Annotated in this window: 6 protein-coding genes; all 6 read right to left on the reverse strand. The window is 64.9% G+C overall.

All coding sequences use genetic code 11. The features are described 5' to 3' along the window. Positions 1-4,018, reverse strand: a 4,018-nt coding sequence (locus ACHWVH_RS11265) for an amino acid adenylation domain-containing protein (RefSeq protein WP_394687181.1), incomplete at its 3' end; no start/stop codon positions are given. 99 nt (positions 4,019-4,117) lie between these two features. Continuing rightward, the gene (fabD, locus tag ACHWVH_RS11270) at positions 4,118-5,962 is read right to left on the reverse strand and encodes an ACP S-malonyltransferase (RefSeq protein WP_295926430.1); all 1,845 of its coding nucleotides are present in this window, start codon (positions 5,960-5,962) and stop codon (positions 4,118-4,120) included. A gap of 20 nt (positions 5,963-5,982) precedes the next feature. After that, the gene (locus ACHWVH_RS11275; protein ID WP_295926428.1) at positions 5,983-6,240 is read right to left on the reverse strand and encodes a hypothetical protein; all 258 of its coding nucleotides are present in this window, start codon (positions 6,238-6,240) and stop codon (positions 5,983-5,985) included. Between the two features lie 98 nt (positions 6,241-6,338). Continuing rightward, positions 6,339-7,568: an aminotransferase class I/II-fold pyridoxal phosphate-dependent enzyme gene (locus tag ACHWVH_RS11280; RefSeq protein ID WP_394687182.1), complete on the reverse strand. Its 1,230-nt coding sequence runs from the start codon at positions 7,566-7,568 to the stop codon at positions 6,339-6,341. Between the two features lie 77 nt (positions 7,569-7,645). Continuing rightward, complete coding sequence (locus ACHWVH_RS11285; protein WP_295926422.1) at positions 7,646-8,632, reverse strand: NAD-dependent epimerase/dehydratase family protein; 987 nt, start codon at positions 8,630-8,632, stop codon at positions 7,646-7,648. Continuing rightward, positions 8,633-24,823 carry an SDR family NAD(P)-dependent oxidoreductase gene (locus tag ACHWVH_RS11290; RefSeq protein ID WP_394687183.1) on the reverse strand — a complete coding sequence of 5,397 codons (16,191 nt, stop codon included), beginning with the start codon at positions 24,821-24,823 and terminating at the stop codon, positions 8,633-8,635. Positions 24,824-25,995 lie beyond the last annotated feature (1,172 nt).

Below are 25,995 nucleotides of genomic sequence, written 5' to 3' on the forward strand. Positions count from 1 at the left end.
CGAACAACGCCCCTATGCAGCTGTCGCGCGGATAAGGCTGGGCCGTGGCATTCCACTGCTGCAGCACCTGCCTGCGCTCGGCGTCGCCCAACAACGGCAGCGCCGATACCGGTGCCGTGTCGTCGTCTGCCATCGCCGTCAGCAAGCGCTGCCAATAGCCGATGAAACGCTCGATCGTCTCGCGATCGAACAAAGCGGTCATGTAATTCAGGAAGCCGCTGATGCGGCCATCCTTCTCGCGCAGATCCATCAACAAGTCGAGCTGCGCAGTCTTCATCGCCTTTGGCGCGCGCACGACGTCGATGCCCGGCAGGGCCAACTCGCCTTCATCCTGACTCTGCCAGGCCAACATCACCTGGAACATCTGGTTGTAGGCGCTGTTGCGCGGCGGCTTGAGCTCTTCGATCACGCGGTCCAGCAGCACATCGCCGTGCGCCTGCGCATCGAGCAACCGCTGGCGCGTATGCGCGAGCAGCTCGCCGGTGGAGGGGTTGCCACCCAGGTCGATCCGCAGCGCAAAAGTATTGATGAAGAACCCGATCAGCGGCTCGATCTCTTCGCGATTGCGGCTGGCCATCGGGCTGCCGATCACCACCTCCGACTGCCCCGACAGGCGCGAGAACACCGCCGCCCAGCTGGCCAGGATCGTCATGTAGAGGGTGACGCCATGGCGCCGGCTCAAGGCCTTCAGCCGTGCGGTCAAGGCTTCGTCCAGATGCAGGTCGATCGCTGCACCAGAAAAATCCTGCTGCGGCGCTCGCGGACGGTCGGTGGGCAGCTCGAGCAGCGGTGGCGCGCCCGCCAGCGTGTCGCGCCAGTAGCCGATCTGCCGATCCAGTTCGGTGGCCGGCAGATGCTCGCCCCTCCAGAAAGCATAATCGATGTACTGCACCGGCAGCGCGGGCAATGACGCCTGCGCCTGGCCTGTTTCGGCGGCATAGAACTCGCTCAGTTCCTTGAGCATGACGCCGATCGACCAACCGTCGGAGACGATATGGTGGGTCACCCATTGCAGCTCGAACGTACGCTCGTCCAGTTGCAGCACTTGCACGCGCAGTGGCACGTCGCGACCGAGATCGAAGGGTTCCGCGTATAGCGCCGAATACAGCGTTTCGCAACGAGCGGCCGCATCTTCGGCGCCACGGATATCCTGAAAGCGCAGCTCAAACGGCGCACTGTCGCCGACGACCAGCATGGGCTCGCCGTCGATCTGAACGAAACGGGTACGCAGGATTTCGTGCCTTGCGACGATGGCGCGCCAACTGCGCTCCAGCGCCGGGCGATCCAGGTCGCCGGCGAGGCGATACGCGCCGCCGATGTGATGCGCCGAGGTCGCCTGACCGAGCTGGGTCATGACCCAGAAGCCGCGCACGATCTGCGGCATCGGCATGAACGGCCGGCGCGCCACCGGCTTGATCGGGCTCAGGCTGGAGGCGGCAATGCGCGGCAGACGCTCGCCAAGCTCACGCAGTTCCGAGGCTTCGAACACATCGCGGAACGTCAGCTCGACATCGAGCGCCTTGCGTACCCGCGACACCAACTGCACGGCGAGCAGGGAATGCCCGCCGAGCTCGAAGAAGTCGTCGTTGCGCCCGACCTTTTCCAGCCGCAGCAGATCAGACCAGATCGAGGCCAGCGTGGTCTCGATCTCTCCCTGCGGCGGCGCATAGGCACGGTGCGTATACGCCGCCTCGTCCGGCGCAGGCAGCGCCTTGCGGTCGAGCTTCCCGTTAGCGGTCAGTGGCCAGGCTTCCAAGCGCACGAACGCTGACGGCATCATGTAATCGGGCAAAGCGCTGGCGACATGCTCGCGAATCGCGGCGATGTCCAGCACCTCATCGGCCAGGCAATACGCGACCAGGCGCTTGCCGCCGCTGTCGTCGTCGCGCGCAACCACCACCGCTTCGCGCACGCCCGTGCATTCGCCGAGCCTGGCCTCGATCTCACCCAGCTCGATACGGAAGCCGCGGATCTTCACCTGGAAGTCGTTGCGGCCCAGCAGGGTGATCGTACCGTCGTTCGACCAACGTCCGAGGTCGCCGGTCTTGTACATGCGCGCGCCAGGCTCGGCGCTAAACGGATCGTCGACAAATCGATCGGCCGTCAGCTCCGCCTTGCCGAGATAGCCGCGGGCCACACCGTGGCCGCCGATGAATATCTCGCCGGCCACGCCAAGCGGCGCGGGAGCGCCGGCCTCGTCCAGGATATAGACCTGGGTGTTGCCGATCGGGCGGCCGACATCGGCGAGGAAGCCGGTGCTGCGATCCATCCGTGTCCAGGTCGAATAGGTCGTGGTTTCGGAGGGACCATAGAGATTGCACAGTTGCTCGACCTGCGGGGTCGCGATGATGCGTTCGGCGAGCGCGCGCTTGAGCGGCTCGCCGGCGACGTTCACCACCCGCACGGTCGGCGGTATCGCCTCGGCGCGGGTCAGCTCCATCATCACCGAGGGCACGGTGTTGATCAGGGTGACCGGCAATGCCGCGTTCAACAGCGCCAGCGCGTTGTCGACCAGGGTCACACAGCCGCCGCAGGACAACGGCACGCCGTACTCGTAGATCGACAGATCGAAATTGATCGAGGTCGAGAACAGGCAATTGCGCAGCGTATCGGCCGAGAATTCCTGCAAGGCCCAGCAGATGAAGTTGACGCCATTGCGATGTTCGATGGCCACGCCCTTGGGCCGGCCGGTCGAACCGGACGTATAGATCAGATAGGCCAGGTGGCGCGAATTCAGACCAACCGCTTGCGCCGACGGATTCTCGCTGGATGCGGTCGCCCACGCAGCCGCATCAGCCTGCAGGTCGAGCACATTCAACGACTGCGCCTGTTCGGCCAGGGCCAGCGCCTGCGTCAGCACGGGGCCGCCGACGGCATCGGTGAGCACCACGCGCGGCATGGCATCGTCGAGCATGTAGCCCAGACGGTCCGCCGGATAGGCCGGATCCAGCGGCACATAGGCGGCGCCGGACTTCAACGAGGCCAGCAGCGCGACCAGCATCTCGGCGTCGCGCTGCACGCAGATGCCGACGCGCTCGTCTGGGCCAAGGCCGAGCGTACGCAAATGATGCGCAAGGCGGTTGGCGCGCTCGTTGAGTTGCGCATAGCTCAGCGTGCGGTCGCCGGCGACCAGCGCCACCGCCTGCGGCGAGCGCGCGACCTGCGCTTCGAACAACTCGTGCATGCAGGCGTCGCGAGGATACTCGATCGCCGTCGCGTTCCAGGTCTCCAGAACCAGGCGGCGCTCCGGCTCGCCCAGAATCGGCAGGCGCGAAACCGTCTGCGTCTCGTCCAGGGCCATCGCAAGCAACATGCGCTGCCAGTAGCCGAGGTAGCGTTCGATACTTTCGGCTTCGAACAACGCGATCGCATAGTGCAGTTCGCCGTCGATGCGGTCGACGGACTGGCGCAGATCCAACGCCAGATCCACGCCCGCCGACTGCGCCTGCGCTGGCGCATCGGCCTGGCGCAAGGCCAACGCACTCTGGAACACAGGCGCCGACAGCGCCCCGGCCAGCGATGAGGTGGAGGCGACGATGCCCTCGAAGCTGGGCAGCGCGTGCGCGAAGGCATCGCGCAGCCGATGATCGACCCGCACCAGCAGTTCGGCGACGCTCGGCTGCCCGCTCAGGTCGACACGCAGCGGCAGCACATCGCCGATCGAACCGGCCGGCGCACCGCCGTCGGTTGGCACGCCAATCACGATATCGTCCTGGCTCGACAAGCGCGCCAGCGTCGCCGCCCACGCCGCCAACAGGGCGGCCTGCAGGGTCGTGCCGCGACGCACGGCGAGCGCGCCCAGGAGTGTGGTCAACTCGGGATCGATGGCGGCCCCGATGCTGGCCGTAGCGGCACCCTCTCGCCCGGTGCGCGGACGATCGGTCGACAATTCCAGCATGGCCGGCGCGCCGGCAAGCGCGTCGCGCCAATAGGCAACATGACGATCGAAATCGTTGCTGATCGCAGGGTTGACGGATGGCGTAGCCGCATCGGAGCCGGTGCGGATCGAAGCGTCCAAGTAATTTCCGTTTGACATCCTTAATCCCCGTCCTTCCTGCATCGAACCGGCCTTCCAGCCGACCCTGTCCATGGTGCGGACCGAAAGGTCCGATACGTTTCAGGCAGCAAGCTTGTCGATCGCGCCGGCGACGGTTTCCACGTTGCGCCCGAACTGATTGATCGTGACGATCTGCTCCAGGCGATCGCCATAACCGTACTTGATGAATCCCGACAGCGTGCCGGTAGGGCCTAGATCGACGAAGCGACACGACCCTTCGGCGGCGATGGCGGCGATGGCGGCGCGGAAATCCACCATCTGGCTGGTCACCTTCCAATAATGCGATGGCTCGACCCGCTCCAGGCGACCGCCGGTCGCGGAGGAGTACTGCGCGATGGACGGCGCCGATATCGGCACGCCATCAAACATGCGCAGGAACGTCCCCTCGATCGGAGCGAGCAAGGGCGAATGGAACGGATACTCGACCGGCAGGCTCATCGAGACGACGGCCCGAGCGTCGAGCCTGCGCCGGGTGTCTTCGATGGCCGCACGGCTGCCGCTGACAACGAAGTTTCCGTCGAAGTTGACGCTGCCGATCACGGTATCGGGGTAGAGCTCGGGATGGCTGTGGAAATGTCCGACCGGGGCCAAGACGGTCAGCATGCCGCCGCCGGCGGCCTCGCTCCTGAACACCCCGGCCTGGCGTATCACGATGCGCATCGCGTGCTCGTGCGACAACGTTCCCGCCGCGACCGAGGCGGCGTACTCGCCCAGGCTGTAGCCGAGCACGGCATCCGGACGAATGCCGGCATGCGCCATCGCTTGGGTGAGGCCGTAGCCGATGCTGAAGATGGCCGGGTGCGACAGACCGATATCGGTCATCTCACGGCGCCTGTTCGCTTCGTCGTAGAGTTCGGCGACCAGATCGCGCGATGTCATCTCCCGATAAACGGCATTGCAAGCGTCCATCGCCTCCCGGAACGCGGCGTTGGTTGCATACAGCTCCCGGCCCATGCCGTAGTACTGCGAGCCCTGGCCCGAATACATGAAGACGATCCGCGACTTCGCCGCGATGGGTGCCGGCCGCTGGGCAGCGCTCAAGATCATCGGCGCCTTGCGGATCTTGGCTAACAAGCCGCTCAGCACATCGCCCGGCCCGATTTCCCGCAACGCGACCTCGCCCTGCGCGAGCAGCCACGACATCGATTCGTACCAGTTCACCGGATGGCTGATCTGCTCGATCAACTTCGGCAGCCAAGTCTCGCGCGCATGCGGGCGAGCGGTGCGATTGGAGACGACATCGGCGCATAGCGGATGCAGGCGCCCCTGTTCGGACAGCCGTCCGACGAACTCGGCGTAGGCGCTCTCGACCTCGCGCATGTAGCGAGAATGGAAGGCCGCGCTGACCCTCAAGCGCACGAAACGCGCTCCCGCCTCGGCAAACACCGGTTCGCAGCGATCGATGTCCTCGTGCAGGCCCGAGAGGACGTGCTGGCTGTCGGAATTGATGTTCGCGACATCGACGCCGCTCAATCCCGATTGACGCAGGATCGTCCGCACCCGCGCCAGGTCCGGCCCGATGACCGCCGCCATCGCGCCGCGTGGCGCTCGCGCCATCAATGCGCCGCGCTTGGCGACCAATTCTATCCCGGTCGCGAAGTCGAACGCGCCCGCGGCGAACAGCGCGGCGAATTCGCCGAGACTGTGGCCGGCGAAAACCGTCGGGACCGCCGCACCGTCATCGCGCGCCTGCAGAAACGCCAGCGCCGATACTGCGAACAGCGCCGGCTGGGTGTACTCGGTCTGGTTGAGCAAATCGCCCGGATCCTCCAGGCACAGCTCGCGCAAGGAGTAGCCCAGCACCGCATCGGCTTGCGCAACCAACTCCGGATAGCGCCCGAACAGCTCGCCGCCCATGCCTTTGTGTTGCGCCCCCTGCCCGGGAAACACCCACACCGTCGTCATAGAAGCCGTCCTCTTCCGTCTCAGGCGACGAGCGCGCGGCTGTTCAGCTGCGCGCTCAGCACGTCGACGACGTCCTGCAGCGTATAGCGGTCGCGCTTGTCCGAATCGGCTATGCGCACGCTCAGGCGTTGCTCCAGTTCGTACCAGATCTCCAGCATCTCCCTCGAGTCCACGCCCAGATCGCCTCCAAGATAGAAATCCGGCTCCACCGTATCGATGGTGAATCCGGTGCGCTTGATCTCGTTGATGGCGGACAACACTTCTGCGTACACGTTCATGGCCCTCTCCTAAGCTGACGTTGCATTCCGGCACGAGACAACGCTCGCCCGGACCTTGTTGGCGCGTCGCGGCGCGCGAATGCCCAACGCTGGCGGCGTTAGAGCAACCCCATCTCGCGCGCGGTCGAGGTGATCAGATCGACCGCGGCATCGATTTCTTCGTGTGTGTGCGTGGCCATCACCGACAAGCGCAGGCGTTCGGCGCCCGGCGGAACCATCGGGTATTCCATGATGTTGGCGAACAGCCCGCGACGGTACAGCTCCTTGTTCAATCGCCTGACCGCGCCGTCCTCGCCGAAGAACACCGGCACGATTCCGGATTCGCCGCGGGCGATGCGCATACCGGCCGCTTCCAGGCGATCCTGGATGTAGCGGACATTGGCATGCAGGTTCTCAATGCGCTGCGGTTCGCGCTCCATCACGTCGAGCGCGGCCGAGATCGCGGCGATCGTCGGCTGCGCCAGACCCGACGTGAACAGGTACGGATACGAGAAATTGCGCAGCAGGAAGATATGCTCGCTGCTGCCCGACACGAACGCGCCCTGCGCACCGATCGCCTTGCTGCAGGTGGACATGCGCAGGTCGACCTGGCCTAGCAGATCCAGGTGCTCCAACGTGCCGCGCCCGTTGCGACCGACCGTGCCCAGGCCGTGGGCGTCGTCGAGGATGGTGATCACATCGTGGCGCTTGCAGATCTCAACATACTTCTTCAGGTCGATGATCAGACCATCGACCGAGCGCACGCCCTCGACAGTGGAGAAGATCTGCGCGCCCGGCTTGGCCTTGGACTTGATCCGCTCGAGAATCCTCTCAAAGCCGTCGAGCTCATCCGGATCGAAGGTGTAGAACGGCACGCCGGCCATCTTGATCGCGTTGATCACGCTGGCGTGGCTGTTCTTGTCGTAGACGATGACGTCGTTGCGGTTCATCAGGCCAGCGACCCAGCACAGATTGGCCATGTAGCCGCCCGGCAACAGAACCGCATCTTCGTGTTCGGCCAACTTGGCCAGACGCAATTCCAGGTCGCGATGCTGCTTGGTATAGCCGGAGAACGCCGGCGAACCGCCGCTGCCGATGCCGTACAGCTCGACCGCCTCGATCACCTTGCGCTTCACATAGGGATCGTTCGACAGGCCCAGATAGCTGTTGGAACCGAACACCAGCACTTCATTGAAGACCTCACTGTTGAGTTCCTTGTACTTCATGCGGCGATCGACCGGACCGAAGCCCTGGCGGCCGACCATGTACCCCGCTTCCAACTCTTTCACATAGGTTTCGTACTGATGCGCGAGCCGTTCCTTGAAAGGCTTGCGTTCGAGTTCGATCAAAGCTCTTGAGTCCATGTTCTTCCCTTCCTGCCTGTTAAGTGTCCCTACCGCGTCCTGAGCATCGTCCACGCACAGCCTTAGCCGAAAAATCCGTTGCGCCTGTACCACTCCGCGCTGTCGCGAACCATTGCTTCGATCGGTGCGGAACAATAGCCGAGTTCGCGCTGGGCCTTGCTCGAATCGAAGTAGTACGTACATCCCATCACGCGCATCCGGTACGCCTCGACCGCCGGACGGCCGGGCACGAACGGAAACCGGCGTTCCTGCAGGGTGCTCTTCAGGCGCAACCAGCGATAGTTCGCTCTCGGAATGCGCAGTGGCTTTTCCAGCACTTCGCCAATCACGTCCAGGAAGCGGGCGATACGAATGTTCTCGCCTCCCAGCAGATAACGCTCTCCGGGCCTTCCATGGGACAGCGCACTGACATGCGCGCGCCCCACATCGGCCGCGGAACAATAGCTCGCGCCGCCGGGTGGGCTGAATGGGAGCTGGTCGTAATGCGCGGCGATCAACAAGCGTCCCCACTGCAGGTTGTGATCGTAGGCCCCGACCACTTCCGCCGGGTTGAGTACGATCGTCTCCAGACCGCGCGCATTGGCATCGAACACGACGCGTTCAGCCTGCTGTTTGGTCGCCGCGTACGGGCTGCGCCTGCGGTAGCCGGTGAGCGGCACGCTTTCGTCGGCCACGCGCGATGCGTCGTCGAAAGCGCCTACCGTCGACGTAGTGCTGGTGTAGACCAGCCGGCGCACCCCATTGCGCAAGGCCGCATCGACGACGTTGCGCGTGCTGTATACATTGGCCGCCTGCAGTATCGGCAGGTCGCTCCACTTGCAACTGGTGTTGCCGGCCGTATGGATCACCGCCTCCGCCCCGCGCATGGCCCGCGATAGCGCATCCACATCGCCCAGATCGCCGCGAACGATCTGCACACCGAACGGCTCCAGGTACTTCGTGTTCGAGTCCGGCCGCACGATGGCGGTGACACGATGCCCGGCGGCGACCAGCGCAGAGACGATGTTGAGACCGACGAAGCCATTGCCGCCGGTGACGAAAACAGTCATTCAGGAACCTTCCGTAGTGATGGCTTTGGCATCCATGGCCTTCCAGAAGCGTTCCCGACTCTCGGATTTGGTGCGCATGCCCAGCGCGGACGGCATGCGATCGGGATTGGAGACAATGCCTTCGAGCAGCACGGCGATCTGTTCGAGCAACATCGCCGCACTGGCGTGGTCGGGCTCCACTGCGCGATACATCAAGCTCAATTCCAGCGAATCGACGTCGATCGCCGCGGCAAGCTCCATGCGCGGCCTCAGGCCGCCGGGATGCGCTTCCGATGCGAGGTGGCGTTCGCCATCCTCGCCTGGCGCGATCGGCGAAGCAAAGCTCACGACGCAATCGAACAACTGCTCGCGCCCGACCCATTCGCCGATCCGCTCGATCGTCGTGCAGGCATGGCGATGCTTGCGCAGCAGGGTGGCCTGCAACTCGCCCAGCCATTCGAGCATCTTCTGCCGACCGACGGTGCGCACCCGCACCGGCAGCAAGACCGGCTCGCCAGCATGATCGGCGCCGAGCAGGCCGAACTGGGAGTAACGGGCGTTGCTGTAGCGATTGAGCAACACGGCCCAGGCCCCGGCAATCAGGGTTTCCAGGGCGATGCCGTGGCGCGAACCGAAGGCCTGCAGCAACTGCGTCAATGCCGGATCAACCACCTCGGACACGACATGCACCGCGCCTGCCCTGTCGCCGCCCGGCGCCGCGGATTCCAGCGACATGCGCTCGCCCAGCGCGACCACGGTATCGGCCGCGTCGGCCAGGTGTTCGATCCAGTAACGGCGCACCCACTCATCGTCAGGCGCATCGGCCACGGTCCGGCCAGATGCGTCTTCGACGTCGGCAGACAGGACGTCCGACAGGCGGCGCCATTCCGCGGATGCGTCCGCTGCCGCGTCGAAGGCTTCGGCTTGGCCGATGTGCAGGCGGTCGTCGGTCTGGATGCCAGCGGACCTCGATTGCGCAGAGGAGCCGCCACCCGGGACGACCAGATTGCGCAAATCGCAACGTACCTGTTCGAAAGGCGTGCCCGGGAACGACGCGCGGCGGCGCGATTGCCCGTGGTGGATCGCGGGCCAATCGATCGCCGCGCCGCGAACCCACAGCTCGGCGAGCTTGTCTAGGTCTCGCGCCCGCAGCAGCGTGTCAACAAAGCCCTCTCCTGCATCGCCGTTCAGCAAACGCAGCACGTCCAGCGAACCGTGGGCTTCAATGTCGCCGGAGAGCGTTCCGCGCCGGTCGCCGGCCTCGCTCGGCTGCTCCAGCGCGGCAATTAGCGCCTGCGCGTCGGCGGCAACCACCGCCAGGCGATGACGATAGGCAATACGCCCAACCTGCGAAGCGTACGCAAGGTCGGCGAAGGCCGTTTGGGTCAGTCCTTGCGCCACCTGCTCGCGCATGAAGGCCGCAAGCGAGTCTGCATAGGCCTTCAGCCCCTCTTGGCTACGCGCCGACAATACGAACAGGACCGGCGACGCGGCGCTCTCGGCTCCGGCCGGCGCGGACTCATGCGATTCCACGACCACGAACGCATTGGCCCCCCCCATGCCGAACGAGTTGATGCCGGCGATACGCGTGCCCTTGGCATTGCGTGGCCATGCCGTCGCCGCATCGGGAAAACGGAGCGCCGAACCGGCATGATCAAAATTGCTGTTGATCCGGCGCAGCTTGGCGCAAGGCGCGAATTCGCCGTGGCGCATGCTCAGCAATACCTTGATCAGCGAACCGACGCCGGACGCGGCCTCCATGTGTCCGATACCCGCCTTGCTGCCGATCGCGCACCCGCCGACCGCGCTGGAAGTACGCCGCAGCGCATTGTCGATCGCCTTCAATTCGATCGGATCGCCCAACTCGGTACCGGTGCCGTGCGCTTCGATACAGTCGATGTCGTCGGCGACCAAGCCGGCATCACGAATGCAATCGGCGACGGTGTCCTCCATCACTTGCAGATTCGGCATGAACTGTCCCGGGCCGGTGCCGAAGTGGCCGATGCGCGAGGCGCGGATGACACCGTGGATATGATCGCCATCGGCAATCGCACGGCTGAGCCGCTTCAGCACCACCACGCCGGCGCCCTCGCTCGGTACTAGGCCGTTGGCGCCTTCATCGAAGGTGCGCTCCTTGCCGTCTGGCGACAAGACCTTCATGTCGTGCAACAACTGGTATTTGCTTTGATGCAGCGAAAGATTGATGCCGCCGACCAGGGCCACTTCGCAATCGTCCGCAAGAATCGACTGCCGAGCCAGATGCAGTGCGGTCAACCCGCCCGAGCACGCGGTCGAAACGGTCAGACTGGGCCCATGGAAGTTCATCACGAATGACAAGCGGTTCGACAGTTCGCTGGCCACCGAACCCGGACCGATGTACTCGCTGCCGCCCCGCTGCAGGTCGGCGACGATGCGACTGAAGTCGTCGTTCATCGCGCCGACGAAGACACCGACCTTGTAGGCGGCCAGGGCCTGCGGCGTATACACGGCATCCTCGACCGCACGCCATGCGGCGCGCAGCAGCACGCGCAGTTGCGGATCGGCCTTGTCGGCGTCGACCTGCGACATGCGGAACAGCTTCGGATCGAACAGCTCCACATCGGCCAGGAAGCCTCCGGCGTCGGCGATCGATTGGCCCGAGCGCGAGCGATGGTCGTTGAGCGAAGAAGCGAACCCCCGCGTTGCCGGAACGCGGGTCAGGCAATCGCGGCCTTCGCGCAGATTGCGCCAGAACCAATCCAGATCGGGCGAAGCCGGAAACTCGCCGGCCATGCCGATGATCGCGATGGCCTCGGCCGCGACGGCGGGCGCGCGCCCAGCCGGCAACCGCTTGGAGTGCAGCGGCGCGACCGTCTTCTCGCGAGCCGCAGCCGGCATGGCCGGCGTTGCGTTGGCGTCGCTAGCCGGAGCGACGGCAGCCACCGCATCGGCACCGGGAAAGAGCTGGCGAACCGCCTCCGGGTAGCGAGCGAGCAGATAGTGCGCGAGCTGCGCGGCACTGTCGTACTCGAACAGCGCGGTCTTCGGCAGCTCGGCGAAGTCCGCGCGCAGTGCGTTGTGCAATTCGAGCATCAACACCGAATCCATCCCGCACTGCTCGAAGCTGGTGCGCGAACCGATGGCCGAGGCCTGGGTTTTGGTGACCGTGGCCATGCGTTGCTTGATCAGGTGTTCGACCTCGACACCCAATGCGTCGGCGGCGCTGCTTGCGTCGGCTGCGCCGTGCCTGGCCGGCGGGACTTTCGGCTCGGGATGTACGGTGCGCCGCGTCGCAACCGATGCCATGTCGTGCACCACCGGCGTGGCACCGACCATGCGCATCGTAACGCCGCGCTCAACGACGGCCGGCGTGTCCAGTTGCGGCTCAGCCACCTCCGGCAACCGCAAGGTCTTCGCGATGCGTTGCGGGTCGCCGACCGTGACCAGCACGCGGCCCTGTGCCGAGCGCAGCAGCGTGCCGAGAATCTCCAACCCTTCGGCCTCGCTCAGCGCCTGCATGCCGGAGAACCCGAACACCACCGAATCGCCGCCGGTGATTTCCATGCCGCCAGTCGCCCACAACGGCCAACCGATCGACAGACTGCGGCCATGACGCAGTCCGCGGGCGCGCTGCGCCTCGCGCCACAGCGCATAGCTGTCCATGAAACGGTTGCCGGCCGCGTACGCGCCGGACCCCAGATCACCGATCAGCGCGGAGACCGACGAGAATGCGACGAAGAAATCCAGCGGCAGCGATGCGCTCGCATGGTCAAGCGCGATCAAGCCGTCGACCTTGGGCGCGAGCAGCGCGTTGAAGCCGGCATCGTCGAGTTCGAGAATGGAGCGATCGCTGGCGTTGCCGGCGCAGTGAATGACGCCGTTCAGGCCGCCGAACTCGTGTTCGGCCATTGCCACCAATGTCGCGATCGCGGCCGTATCGGCGATATCGACGCTGCGGTACTCGACCTGCGCGCCGAGCGCGCGGATCGCGTCCACGGTCTCGCGCGCGCTCGCCGGCAATTCGGCCGAGCGTCCGCAGAGCAGCAGCCGCGCCCGGCATGTCGTCGCCAACCAATGCGCCACCGCCAGACCAAGCTTGCCCGCGCCGCCGGTGATCAGATACGTGCCGGTCTCACGCAAGGGCAATGCGGCACTCGCATCATGCGCGGCCATCGGCAGGGCGCGCAGCGTGCGGCGAAGCCGCCGGCCGCCACGCCAGGCGATCTCGTTGGCACCGAAGCCGGCGTCCACCTCAAGCTCGTCGATGATCGTCCGTGCACGCACCTCGATTCCGTCCCGGTCTTCGCTGAGCGTGGACAGTTCGAAGCGATGACTGGCCATCAAGAGCGAACGGGCGTATCCGATGATCGCCTCGTGCTGCGGATGGACGTCGCCGTCGTCGCGATAGGCATAGAGCATCCGAACCGCGGCGCCGGGATTGACCTGTTCGGAGGCGACGAACAATTGGCGTACCGCCTGCAGCCCGCGATGCAAGGCGCCCGCGCCGGCACCATCGGCCGACCACGCGGCATCGGATGCGCCATTCCAAATCACGATGCGCTCCGGCAACAGCCCGCGATCGCGCAGCGAATCGAACAGGGCCGACGCACTCGCGGCATCTAACGGATCGAACCGTTCCGACGCAGACGCATCTTCTCCATTCACGGCGAATGCGACCGCGACGCCGCGATCGCCCTCGGGCAACGCGCGAACCACAGCTTGCGCGAGTTCGAGGTCGTCTGCGACCACCAGCATCGTCCGTGCGACGCGGCCTGTGGCTGCGGCCAGGGCTGGCGGCGCAGGAAGCCAGTGATCGTCGAAAAACTGGACCGCGCGGGCCTGCGACTCCTGACGCACAAGCGCGCGGCCGCTGAAACCATGCAACTTCGCCAGCACGCGGCCGTCTGCGTCGGTCACCAGGATGTCGTACTTGTACGCGGTCGCGTCGGCGGCGGGCGCCAATCCGGCCGGCAGCGCCGCCGCCAGCGCATCGCGACTGCGCACGACATGCGCATAGCAGGTTTCGGTGAGCGGGTGACGAATCTCCAGTTCGTCCAGTGCGAACGGCACGATCGGCACGACCGGATCGCCGCTACGGGCCACCTCGACCGCCAGCCCGGCGCGCAGCGCGGCATCGAGCAAGGAGGGATGCATACCGAACTGGCCCATGCCCGAGCGCAGATGCGCCGGCAGCCGCAATTCGCAGAGTGCGCCTTCGGCCAGGCGATAGCGAGCCTGGGTGACCTGGAAGGAGGGGCCGAAATGGAAGCCCATGCGACGGAAAGCGGAGTAGATCGCTTCCGGATCGCGGTCGATGCGGGTTCCGCGGGCGACGATGGCCCGGATATCCAGCCACTCGTCGGCGACTTCGTCTTCGACATCCTGGAACACCAGCTCGCCGTCTGCGCAGATCGCAGCATCGGACTCGCGCAGCACGTCGAACTGCAATCCGGCCTCGTCTCTATGCATGCGAATCGTCAAAGCATCGGGCACGCCGGCGATTTCGAATGGCTGACGCCAGGCGAAATTGCGGATACGCGACACGCGCCACCCTTCCCCCGCGGCAAGATCGCCGGCCGCACGCGCCATTTCCAGATAGGCCACGCCGGGCAGAATCTTGCGATCGCGATCGGTATGGACGATATGGTCGCGCAGGTAGAACTCCTGGCCATCGAAGCGCTTGCGGTAGATCTGCGTGGCGAGGGTGGAAAGGTTGCGGTCGATCAACGGATGCGGCGCGTCGGCGACCGCATCGCTACGCTTCTCCTCGACCCAATAGCGCTGGGTGACGAAGGGCATGGTCGGGAACGGCACGCGATGCGGCGGGGCGCTGCCGGCGCCGACCGGATACAGGATCTCGACATAACGCGCCCACTCCACGTCGAGCATCGACACCCAGGCGCGCGCCAACTGCGGCAGGCGACCGCCGACGATCAAGTTGCGGATGATCACGTCGCGCTCGCCTTCCTCGACGATCGCTTCGAGCTTCTCGACTTGCCGGCGCGGCGAACCGCGCAGCATGCCCTCGGCGCTGGAGCCGGCGCGGCAAGCGCGTAACGCGTGCAGCAGATCGGTAACGCTGGTCGCGACGATCGCGAGGCGTTCGTCCATCGCCTCGCGGCCGATCTGCGAGGAATAGGCGAGCGAACGAAGGTCCAGACCGACATCCGGATCGCCGCCGCGCTCCAGGAACGCGATCATGCGATCAACATAGCGCATCAGGCGCTCTTCACCATCGGCCGACAACACGAACAGCACCGGCCGGCCATCGGCGGCCGTCGGCAAGGTCCGCGGATGGTCCTCGATCAGGCAATGTGCGTTGGCGCCGCCTGCACCGAAGGAGCTCAAGCCGGCACGACGCGGACGGCGCGAGCCGCTCGCGATCCACGGCTCCTGCTGTTGAACCACGCGGAAAGGCGCCTGGGCGAAATCGATGTTCGGATTCGCTGGCGACGCATGCAAGGACGGCGCGATGGCATCGTGGCGGAACTGCAGCAGGATCTTGGTCAATCCGGCGATAGCCGCAGCCGATTCCAGATGGCCGACGTTGGACTTGACCGAGCCGATGCGGCACTTCTGGCGGTCCGATTCGGCACCGCGGCCGAAGGGTGCGGATGCCGCATCGAATGCGCGGGTCAGCCCTGCGATCTCGATCGGATCGCCCAAGGACGTGCCGGTACCGTGCGCTTCGATGTAATCGATGCTGCGTGGATCCCAACCGGCCTGGCTGAGCGCCTTGCCGATCACATTGGTCTGCCCGAGCTGATTCGGCACGGTGTAGCCATTGGTCTTGCCGCCGTGATTGAGACTGGTCGCCTTGATCACGCCATAGACGTGGTCGCCGTCCTGGATCGCCTGACTCAAACGCTTCAGCATTACTGCGCCGACGCCCTCGCCAGGCACGTAACCGTCGCCATTGGCGCCGAACGCGCGGCAGCGGCCGTCGCTGGACAGGAACTGCGCGGCGGACAACTTCTGATACTTGTTCGGATGCACGATCACGTTGACGCCGCCGGCGATCGCCATCTCGCAATCGCTATTGTGGATGGCGCGGCACGCCAAATGGATCGCGGTCAGCGACGACGAGCACATCGTATCGACGGCCATGCTCGGGCCGTCTAAATTCATGAAATACGAAACGCGGTTGGCGATCGAGGAGAAGGGTGGATTCGGCCGACCCGACTTGAGCTGCTCGTCGGTGACGTCGATCTGGGCGTAATAGCCCCACATCACCCCGACGTACACGCCGACCGACCGACCCTTGAGCGATTGCCGGGTCTGGCAGGCGTCCTCGACGCACTCCCACGCGGTCTGCAGGAACAAGCGCTCCTGCGGGTCGATCAGTTCGGCTTCGCGCGCGGAAATATTGAAGAAGCGCGCATCGAACTGATCCACGCCGTCGATGAATCCGCCCCACTTGCTGTAGACCGCGCCCTTGCGCGTGCGGTCGGGGTGGAAGTAACGGCCATGGTCCCATCGCGACAGCGGGATCTCGCTGACGCTGTCGCGGCCGGCCGAGAGGTTCTGCCAGAACGCGTGAAGATCGTTCGCGCCGGGATAGCGGCCACTGAGACCGACGATGGCGATGTCTTCCGCCTCGAAGCGATCCGATCCGCCGCGCAGACGACGGAATTCGCTCGAAGCGGTGAGCGCGCGCGCTCTCGCGGGCATCGGATTCGACGCGGTTGCCTGCGCATGCAGTTCCGAGCGGATCTGTTCGGCGCGTCCCTCATGCCACTGCAGTTCGGCGGCCCAATCGGCCAGCGTGTGGTGGCGGTAAGGAGCGGACGCGTCCACGCCTTCGAAGTCCCGCGCCAAGGCATGCAGTACCGTGAGGATGTTGACCGCGTCCAGCGGCCAATGCGCGATCGGCGTTCCAAGGCTGCAATTCGCGGCGTCCGCGCCGAGAATCCGCCGCAGTTGCCGGAACAGCTGGTCCTGCACGCCCATGCCGCCGCTTTCCGCGGCCGACGGTTCCCCGCCGCTCGGGCTGGCGGCCGCGATCGATGCCGTCGGCGTGGCCACTGGACCGGCGCCAGCCAAGGCCTGAGCGGCCTCAGGGAAGGTCTCGGCCAAATGCTCGGCCAAGCTGGCAACGTCCTGGTACTCGAAGAACAGCGTTTTGGAAACCGCGCCGAAGGCCACTTCCAGGTGCCCGGTCAGCTTGACGATCATCACCGAATCGATGCCGTAGTTCTCCAGCGGCGCGTTCGGATCGATGTCGTGTGGCCCCAGGCCAACCGTTTCGCCCAGAATGCGGCGCAAGAACTCCTGCGTAGCAAGCCTAGGTGCGTCGACAGAGAGAAGGGGAGCTTGCGCTACCACGATGGCTTGCGTCGCCGGCACGTGTCCATTGCTGGCCGGCGCCATCGCGCGCAACGCATCAGCGTGATCTTCCGCAAGGTAACCGGCGATGCCGGACAGTTCCTGGTACTCAAAGAAGAGCGTCTTGGGCACCTCTCCGAAACGCAGCTCCAACTCGCGGTTCAAGGCCGCGATCATGACCGAATCGATGCCGTAGTTCTCCAGCGGCGCATGCGGATCGATCTGCGCTGGCGCAAGCTTAGTGACGTTGGCAAGCAGTTCGACCAGGCGCGCGGTCGCGATCGCCTGCAGCACTTGCGGTTCAAGCGTAGCCGACGTCGCCGCGGCCGCAGGCGACTGCATCGTCGCCGGCAGGGCCTTGGCCGTTATCTGCTTCGGCGCCGTACGCGCACGCGCGAGCAGCGACAGCTGCGGCGCGGACTGGATGGTGAGCTGTTCGATACGCACCAGTACCCGGCCCTGCGCATCGCACAAGATCAGGTCGAAGTGCGATTGCTCCGGCGTCGTAGCGCCGTGCACGACCGCGCTCCGGCGCGCATGCACGAACACCTGTTCGCCCGGGACCGCGAGGATCTCGATCCGGCGCAACCGTACCGGCACGCGGATACCATCGGCGCTCGCGCTGAAGCCGCCGACACCGAGACTGGCCCGGATGGCACCGTCGATCAACGCCGGATGCAGCACGAAGTCGCCCGCCTCCACCCCGGAGATGCGCGGCAGGCGCAGCATGCCCAGTGCCTCGTCGGCGTTGTGACGCAGACTTTCGAAGACCCGGAAGCTCTCGCCGAAGGCGAAGCCCATGGCCGAGAACGCAGCCTCCACGTCGACGCCGTCGAGCGAGGCGGTTCGAGCCGCAATCGCGGCCAGATCCACGCCTGCGGCCTCGCCAGCCGCGAACGCGTCGCCGAACACAATCGCACCATCGGCATGCGGCTGTTGCGCATCACTGCCGAAGGCGTCGATGGCGAAAGCAACCGCGCCACGCTCGGGCAACAGCGAGATCCGCACGGCCTGCGGCAGATCGTTGACGATGATCGGCCTGTACCAATGCACATCCTCGATCGCCATCACTACGCGGCCGGGTGCGGCCAGACGCGACGCCTGCAAGGCCAGTTCGAGATACACCACACCCGGCAGGACGCGGTTGTCGCCCAGGCGATGATCGCGCAAATAGAACGCGTCGGGGCGGAACGTCTTCAGGAAGGCCTGTTCTTCCAGGGTAGACACATTGGCGTCGATCAACGGATGCAATGCGGCGACGCCGCCCTCGACGCTCGCGCCGAGGTCCGATGTCTCGACCCAGTAACGCTGGCGTTGGAATGCATACCCCGGCAATGGCACGCGACGCCGGCTGCCGGCGACATGCAACGCACGCCAATCGATCGATACGCCGTCCACCCAGGCCTGCGCCAGAGCGGCAAGATCGCGAGCGGCGAGCGTTTCCGACAGCCGCGCCGCAGCGGCGGCGCCGCGCGCGGCTACCGCAGGGTCGCGCTTGGCGGCATCGCGATGACCGGACCAGGCTTGGCTAGCCAGCAGGCCCTTCTCGGCGTACAGGCGCAGCGCATCCAGCAACTCGCGCCGCGATGCCGCCACGAAGGCGACGCGGACTTCCATCGCGATGCGGCCGATCTGCAAGGTATACGCCGTATCCTGCAAACCGATGGTCGGATCGTCCTGCAAACGTCGGGCCAACCCGGCGGCCATTTCGCGCAAGGCGGTGTCGCGACGCGCGGACAGTACGACGACGACCGGCGCATCGGCGCCCGAGTCCTCGCGCGCCTCCTCGACGTATTCTTCGACGATCAAATGGCCGTTGCTGCCGCCGGCACCGAACGAGCTGATGCCCGCCAGTCGCGGCAGTTCCCTGCGCGAGCCGGCGTGCTCGACGACCGGACGCAACCAGGGCTGCAAGCTGCGCTGCACACGGAACGGGCTGTGCGCGAAGTCGATGTAAGGATTAGGGGTATCGGAATGAATTGACGGCACCAGACTGCGATGCCGCATCTGCAGCAGCACCTTGGTCAAACCGGCGATGCCGGCCGCCGCTTCGAGATGGCCCAGATTGGACTTGGCGGACCCGATCGCGCAGTACTGATGCTCACTTTGGGCGAAGGCCTTGGTCAGGCCTGCGACCTCGATCGGATCGCCCAGGCTCGTGCCGGTGCCATGCGCCTCGACGTAGCTGATATGGCGCGCATCCACGCCCGCCGCATCCAGCGCTTGCTGCACCAATGCCGCTTGACGTTTGGGATTGGGCACGGTGAAACCGGAGGCCTTACCACCGTGGTTGATCGACGAGCCGCGGATGACGCCGTAGATGTGGTCGCCGTCGCGACGCGCCTGCGCCAGGCCTTTCAACACCACCGCGCCGACGCCTTCGCCGGGGACATAGCCGTTGCCCCCCTCGCCGAAAGCGCGGCAGCGGCCGTCGCTGGACAGGAAATGCATGTCCGAGAGCAGGTTGTACTTGTTCGGATGCAGCGACAGGTTGACCGCACCGGCGATGGCGACGTCGATCTCGCCCACGCCGATCGCCTGGCAGGCCAGATGGATCGCGGTCAACGATGAGGAACAAGCGGTATCGATGGTCAGACTCGGACCGGAAAAATTGAACTGATACGAAACCCGGTTGGCGACAGCCCAATAGAAACTGTGCGGCACCACCCAGCTGTCACGCGGACGATCCACGCCATGCAACTGGTAGTCGCCCCACATCAGGCCGGCATACACGCCGACCGGGTTTTCGCGATGGCCACGCGCCTGCGCCAGCGTGTCCGGCGTATAGCCTGCGTCCTCGATCGCCTGCGAGGCGATCTCCAGGAAAAGGCGCTCGTTCGGATCGATATTCTCCGCTTCCTTGGGCGAGATATTGAAGAACAACGGATCGAACTGATCGACCCCGCGCAGGAAACCGCCCCAACGGCTGTAGCTGCTGGCGCGCGTCGCTTCGCCCGGCTGGAAACGGAACTTCGCCGCTAGATCCGGTCTGTCGGCGGGAATCTCCTCGACGCAGTCGCGGCCCAGCCGCAGATTGTCCCAGAACGCCTCCAGCGTCTCGGCCTGCGGATAGCGGCCTGCCAGACCGATGATCGCGATGTCGTCGCGGTGCGGCGGGGTTGCGGGTTCGGCGGCGCGGCTGCGGGTGGGCGATGCCGCCGCGTAGGCGGCGGCACGCCCGGAATCGTGCGCGATGACCGGCGCAGGCGTATCCGACGCCGTGTATGCGCCCGTTGCCGCGGCGATGTCGACGACGGCTTGCGCGGGGCGCGCGATCGCGCGGCACCGTTCCGGATGGTGTTCGACAAAGTACGCGCTGAGTTCGCCCAGCGTCTGGTATTCGAAGAACAGGGTTTTCGGCAGCGTGCCGAAGGATCTTTCCAGATCGGCGATGAGATCGATCATCACCACCGAATCGAAACCGTAATCCTTGAACGAGCGGTCCGGCTCGAAGTCGGCGGAAATGCCGAGCTGCGAGGCGAACAAGTTCGCGAGAAAACGCGATACCGGCGCGTGCCAGGCGGAAGGAGCGTCGTCGGCATGCACCTCGTCGGCGCATGGCGCAGCGATGGCGATCGCGGCGGCCGCTGGCTGGCGATCCTCGGCGATCACACCGAGCACTTCACGCACCTTCTCGATGTCGCCGGCCGGCATCACCACGACTTGCGGCTGTGCTTGCGCGATCGCGTATTCCAGCACCTCGATACCACGCTGGGTCGTCAACGGCACGATCCCGAAGCTGCGCTGCAGCGCCCCCTCTTCTTTTTCGCCAAGACGCATGCCGCCGTCTTGCCAGTACGGCCAGTTGATCGACACCGACCTGCCGCTGCGTTGGCCACCTGCGACCAGCATCTCGCGCATCGCCGAATACGCATCCTCGAACGCGTTGCCGAACGCATAGTCGCTCTGCCCGACATTGCCCAGCACGCCGGTGACGGATGAAAAAAGAACGAACAGATCCAGCGGATCATGTTGCGTCTCCTGGTCCAGGCACCACACGCCGAGGGTCTTCGGTGCGATGACGCGCGCGAACGCTTCCACGGGTTTGCGCAGCAGGAAGTCGTCTTCGATGACCCCGGCCGAGTGCAGCACGCCGTTCAGCACTTGATCGCGCTGATCCAGATCCTCGCGGATCGCCGCAAAGACCTGGCGGACGGCATCGCGATCGCTGATATCGCATGCGAAATACACCGCGCGACCACCCAGGCCGGCCAAGGCCTCAAGCGCCGACCGCTGCGCCTCGGACAGCGGCCTGCGACCGGTCAGATACACCGTGGCCCGATAGCGCTCGCACAGATGGCGGGCGACGATCAGGCCGAGGGCCCCGAGTCCGCCGGTGATGACATACGCGCCCTCCGCGCGAAAGCCGGTGCTGCCCGCATGCGCCGCAGCCGGCAGCGCGTCCGAGTGCACGGGCGCAAACCGGCGCGTCTCGCGCAGACCGTGGCGATAGCGCACATCGGTGACTTTGTCGGCGGCGAGCAATTCGTCGGCGACCAGGTCGGCCCAGCTGGCGCTATCGGCCGGGCATTGCACGACACGTCCGCTGAAGCTCGGCTTTTCGATCGCCAGCGCCTTGTAGAACCCGCCCAGCGCGATGACATCGGCGGCGCCGAGGCCATTGCGATCGGGCGCGTCGCCGAAATCCTGCTGATGCAGATGCACAAAGCGCGCGCGCTTTGGACCGCGCAGCATCGCCTTGACCAACGCGAACACGGTGCGCGCGCCAGCATCGATGCGCGCCTGCACGAACAGGCTATCGCTGGGCCTCGGCGCGATCCAGACAACATATTCCAATTGCGCGCCGCGCGCTCTCCAGGCCGCGACCACGGCCTCGGCATCGGCGAGCGAACCGGCGCGAAGGACATTGCCCACCTCTGCCGGCGCGAGTCCGGCGTCGGCGGCCAGGACCGGCAAGCGTTCGAAACTCGTGCCGGCGAACCGAGGAGATCGTGCGAGCAGCGCATGCAGGCTGTCCAGATCGTCCCGCTCGCCGATCATCACCACGGTCGCAGGCGCCTGCGCCGCGCTCGGTACCGCCGCCCGCACCCACAACGGCGCGTACAGATCGCCGGCAATCGATTCGGGCGGCAGGCGCATCGCGGAAGCCTTGGGCCCCTGCTTCGCCGAGGTTTGCGCCATGCGAGGACGCAAGCTCAATCCGCGGAACGCCAGGCGCACGCGGCCGACGGATTGGCCAGGCACGCACTCGATCAGATCGATATCGAGCCGGGAAACCCGCTCGCTGACGGAGGCAGTCGGCACGAATCGCGCCCAGGCATACAGCTCGGTTGCATCCGAATTGGAATCCGTCCCCGCGTCCACAATATCCAGACGATCCAGGGCGAACGGCAGGCACGGCGCATGCGCGCGCGGTGCGTTGGTCGCGTCGATGGCGGACGCGAGCACGACTGCCGCCTGCAACGCCGCATCGGCTGTACTGGGATGCACGACGAACGCGGCGTGGCCGGCTGCAAGCTGCGTTGGCGACACGATCCGCGCCAGGCACTGGCCGGTACCGAGCCGCACATCGGCGATCGCCCGGTGCGTCGATCCGTATTGCAATTGCAAGCCGGCCAGGCCACGGTAGCAGGCGGCCGAATCGACGAGGCCGGCCACGCATTCGTTGCCGATCACATCGATATCCACCAGCGCTTCGCCGGCATCCCGGTCGACGTGCAGGCGGCCCTGGCAGTACACCTGCGCCGATTCACGCGTTTGCGCGTCAACCACGCGAAAGCGCAGACGAGCCGGGTCGGCGTTCTGCGCCACACCGTCGCCGGATGCATCCAGCTCCAACTCGACCGATACCGCAGCGTCCGTCACTTCGAGCGGACGCTGCCAGACCACGTCGCGCAAGCTCACAGTGGACGGGGCCTTCGCATCCGCAGTATCGGCCAGCGCGAGATTCGCGGCGGCCCGCGCCATTTCCAGGTACGCGACGCCTGGCAGGATCGATCGGCCGTCGACGACGTGATCGACAAGGAAGAACTCGCGACCGTCGAAGGTCGAGCGGAAACGCTGCTGGCCAAGGACGGACACGTTCTGGTGCAGCAGCGGGTGCAGGCAGGCATCGGCCGCGGCCTCGCCGCGCAGATCCGCCGTGATCGGCGCGGGCGTCCAGAAGGTCGCTCCCTTGAAAGGGTAGCCGGGCAGGCGCACGGGCTGTGCAGATACGCCAGCGAACAGCGGCGACCACGACAGCTTCGCGCCGCCGCGGAAGGCCTTCGCCAGGGCGCTCAAAGCGTCGATACGCGCCTGCTTCTTCAGCTTTGGCCATTTCGACAGCAGCGCCTGCAGCGCCTCGGCGTCCACACTTTCGGGCGTGGCGGCGTCATCGGCGTTCACATCCATCGCCTGATTCAATGCATCCAGCAATGCGGTAGGGCTATCCACCACGCAGGCGAACCGGCAAGCCAAGGCGTCGCGGCCCAATAGCAACGTCCGGCTGACATCGATCAGCCGCGTCCGTCCTGCATCGTCCCGCGCCCAATCGCGCAGTATCGCGATGCGGCGCTGCAAGGCCGCCGCGGTCTTGGCCGACAAGGCGATCAACACGGGTTCATCGCTGCGAACACGGCCGACGCCGCGCCCGACCGGCGCCGCCGGCGCCTCCTCCAGAATCACATGGGCATTGGTGCCGCCGAATCCGAACGAACTCACGCCGGCGCGCAGCGGTAGCCCTGGCGCAGGCGGCAACCAGGGGCGGCTGTCATCGAGGACATAGAATGGCGTGCCTTCGATAGCGATACGGTGGTTGAGCCTGGCGAAATTCTGGAACGGCGGCAGGCGGCGATACCGCATCGCCAGCAACACCTTGATCACGCCGGCCACGCCTGCGGCCGCTTCGAGATGGCCGATATTGGTTTTCACCGAACTCACGCCGCAGTAACCGGACGGCAGTTCGATGCCCTGCTTGCGCGCCAGGCCACCAAACGCCTGCAGCAGCCCTTCGAACTCGATCGGGTCGCCCTTCGGCGTGCCAGTGCCGTGCAGTTCGACGAATCCCAGGCTGTCGATGGCCACCTGGGCGCGTTCGTGCGCAGACATGATGACCTCGGCCTGCGCCTGCGGGCTCGGGTAGGTCAAGGTATAGGTGCTGCCGCAGTGATTGACCGCGGAGCCCTTGATCACGCCATGGATCGCGTCACCATCGGCGATGGCGCGCTCCAGCGGCTTGAGCAGCAAGAACGCCGCGCCTTCGCCGCGCACGTAGCCGTCGGCAGCATCGTCGAAGGTCTTGCAGATGCCGCTCGGCGAGAGCATGCCCATCTTCGAGAACGAGATATGGCGGGTCGGCGTCAACATCAGATTGATGCCACCGGCGAGCGCCATCTCGCAATCGTCGTACTGCAAGGCCTGGATGGCATTGTGGATCGCGTTGAGCGAACTCGAACACGCCGTATCGATCGGCACGCTAGGCCCGCGCAAGTCGAAGTAATGCGATACGCGATTGGCGATCACTGCCGTCGCGGTACCGGTGGAATGATGCGCTTCGATCGAAATCTCGTCGCGTTCCTGCAACTCCTTGTAATCGTGATTGAAGACACCGACGACAACGGCGATCTTGCGTCCGCGCACGCCCGAAGGTGCTACACCCGCGTCTTCCATGCAATTCCAGGCAAGCTCGAGCATGATCCGCTGCTGCGGATCCATGGACTGCACAACCTTGGGCAGAAAACCGAAGAATTCATGATCGAACGCGTCGACCGTGTCGATGAATCCGCCCCATTTGCTATCGGTCTTGTTGACAGTGTGCTTTGGGTCGCCCCATACACCACGCCAATCCCAGCGTTGCGCTGGAATCTCGGTCACACTCGACTTGCGGTCAATCAGATTTTTCCAGAACGTCGTAGTGTCGTTCGCCCCGGGAAATCGGAACGCCATTCCAATAATCGCGGTATCCATATCGCCCCAAACTTCCTCTGTATCGCGATGGCGCCGGCATCATTCCTTTAGAGAATGACGACATCCTTCTGTCCCCACAGAGGATCATCTGAACTTGAGCGGAACACCCATCAATGCTCTGCTTGATATCACACCTATCGAAAGAAGCCGTAGACAGATGAGAAATCGAGCAAGGCCGTCGCCAAGGATGGGCTCATTTCTTGTCCAATCGCATATGCAGCTCACCTGGATCTACCTAGCTCCAAAGAATCACTTGCCGCGCAGGCGATGATGCCGCGAGAAGTTGTTCGATTTTCAACCTCGTGAAGAAGTGATGCGCGCAATAGCCGTTGCTTCTGTTGATACGGCAAAGACATCGCACCTGCAAATTACTCTTCCAGCATAGCCATTGATGCCCTTCCACTTTTCGGTCATCCCAAGGCAGGGATCGACTATTAGGTACTTGGCATCTACCGCACAGAAATGCGAGAGTGAAACTCCAAATTAATACGCATCTCCGTCACGCGCACGGGTTGACTGCAGGCTCAGCAACCCGGACTGACCTCTTTCCTCAATGATTACTTGCAAGAATTTCCAACGAAATTATGCAACATAACAATACAGCCCCATCGGCAAGCAATGAATGTACAACTTTGCTAGACGGTCGCGCTTCCAGATAGCGAGAAGTGCAGAGCGCCCCCAGGGTTTTGGCGACATCAGCAATCCAATCTGAAAATAGATATTTACAATATCATGGTAGTTTTTTTAGAAAGAAATTTAGTTCAGAAAAATCGCTTTGATGTCCCCGCTCCGCCCGGCTTGGACTGGCATTGGGTAGACAGCGCGCATCACCCGTAAGGGTTTCCTCTCCGTTTCGGCCCGAAAATCCATTCCGGACATCAGTAGCGATGCTGGCGAGTCCTGACCCTTGAGCCAGGATGCGCGGCCGTTGCGCCGGAAGACGGACCCGAAACTGACGTGGCACGTCCACTGTCAGCGGGCCACTGCAAAGTACCGGCGCCTCAACAGCGCGGCTGACGGCGACCTCTGCAACATCACTGAGATCTCCAGCCCAATCAGCAGCACCAATGCTCGCTTTGCACCGCCCAGCCAAGTCTCCAGACACCCAAGATCCGAACCCTCCTTCACTGCCAGCATTAAGCGGCGATGCTAGGCATTCTCAACTTGGGCGT

It is taken from the genome of uncultured Xanthomonas sp. (assembly GCF_964278005.1).
GTDB classification, from domain to species: domain Bacteria; phylum Pseudomonadota; class Gammaproteobacteria; order Xanthomonadales; family Xanthomonadaceae; genus Xanthomonas_A; species Xanthomonas_A sontii.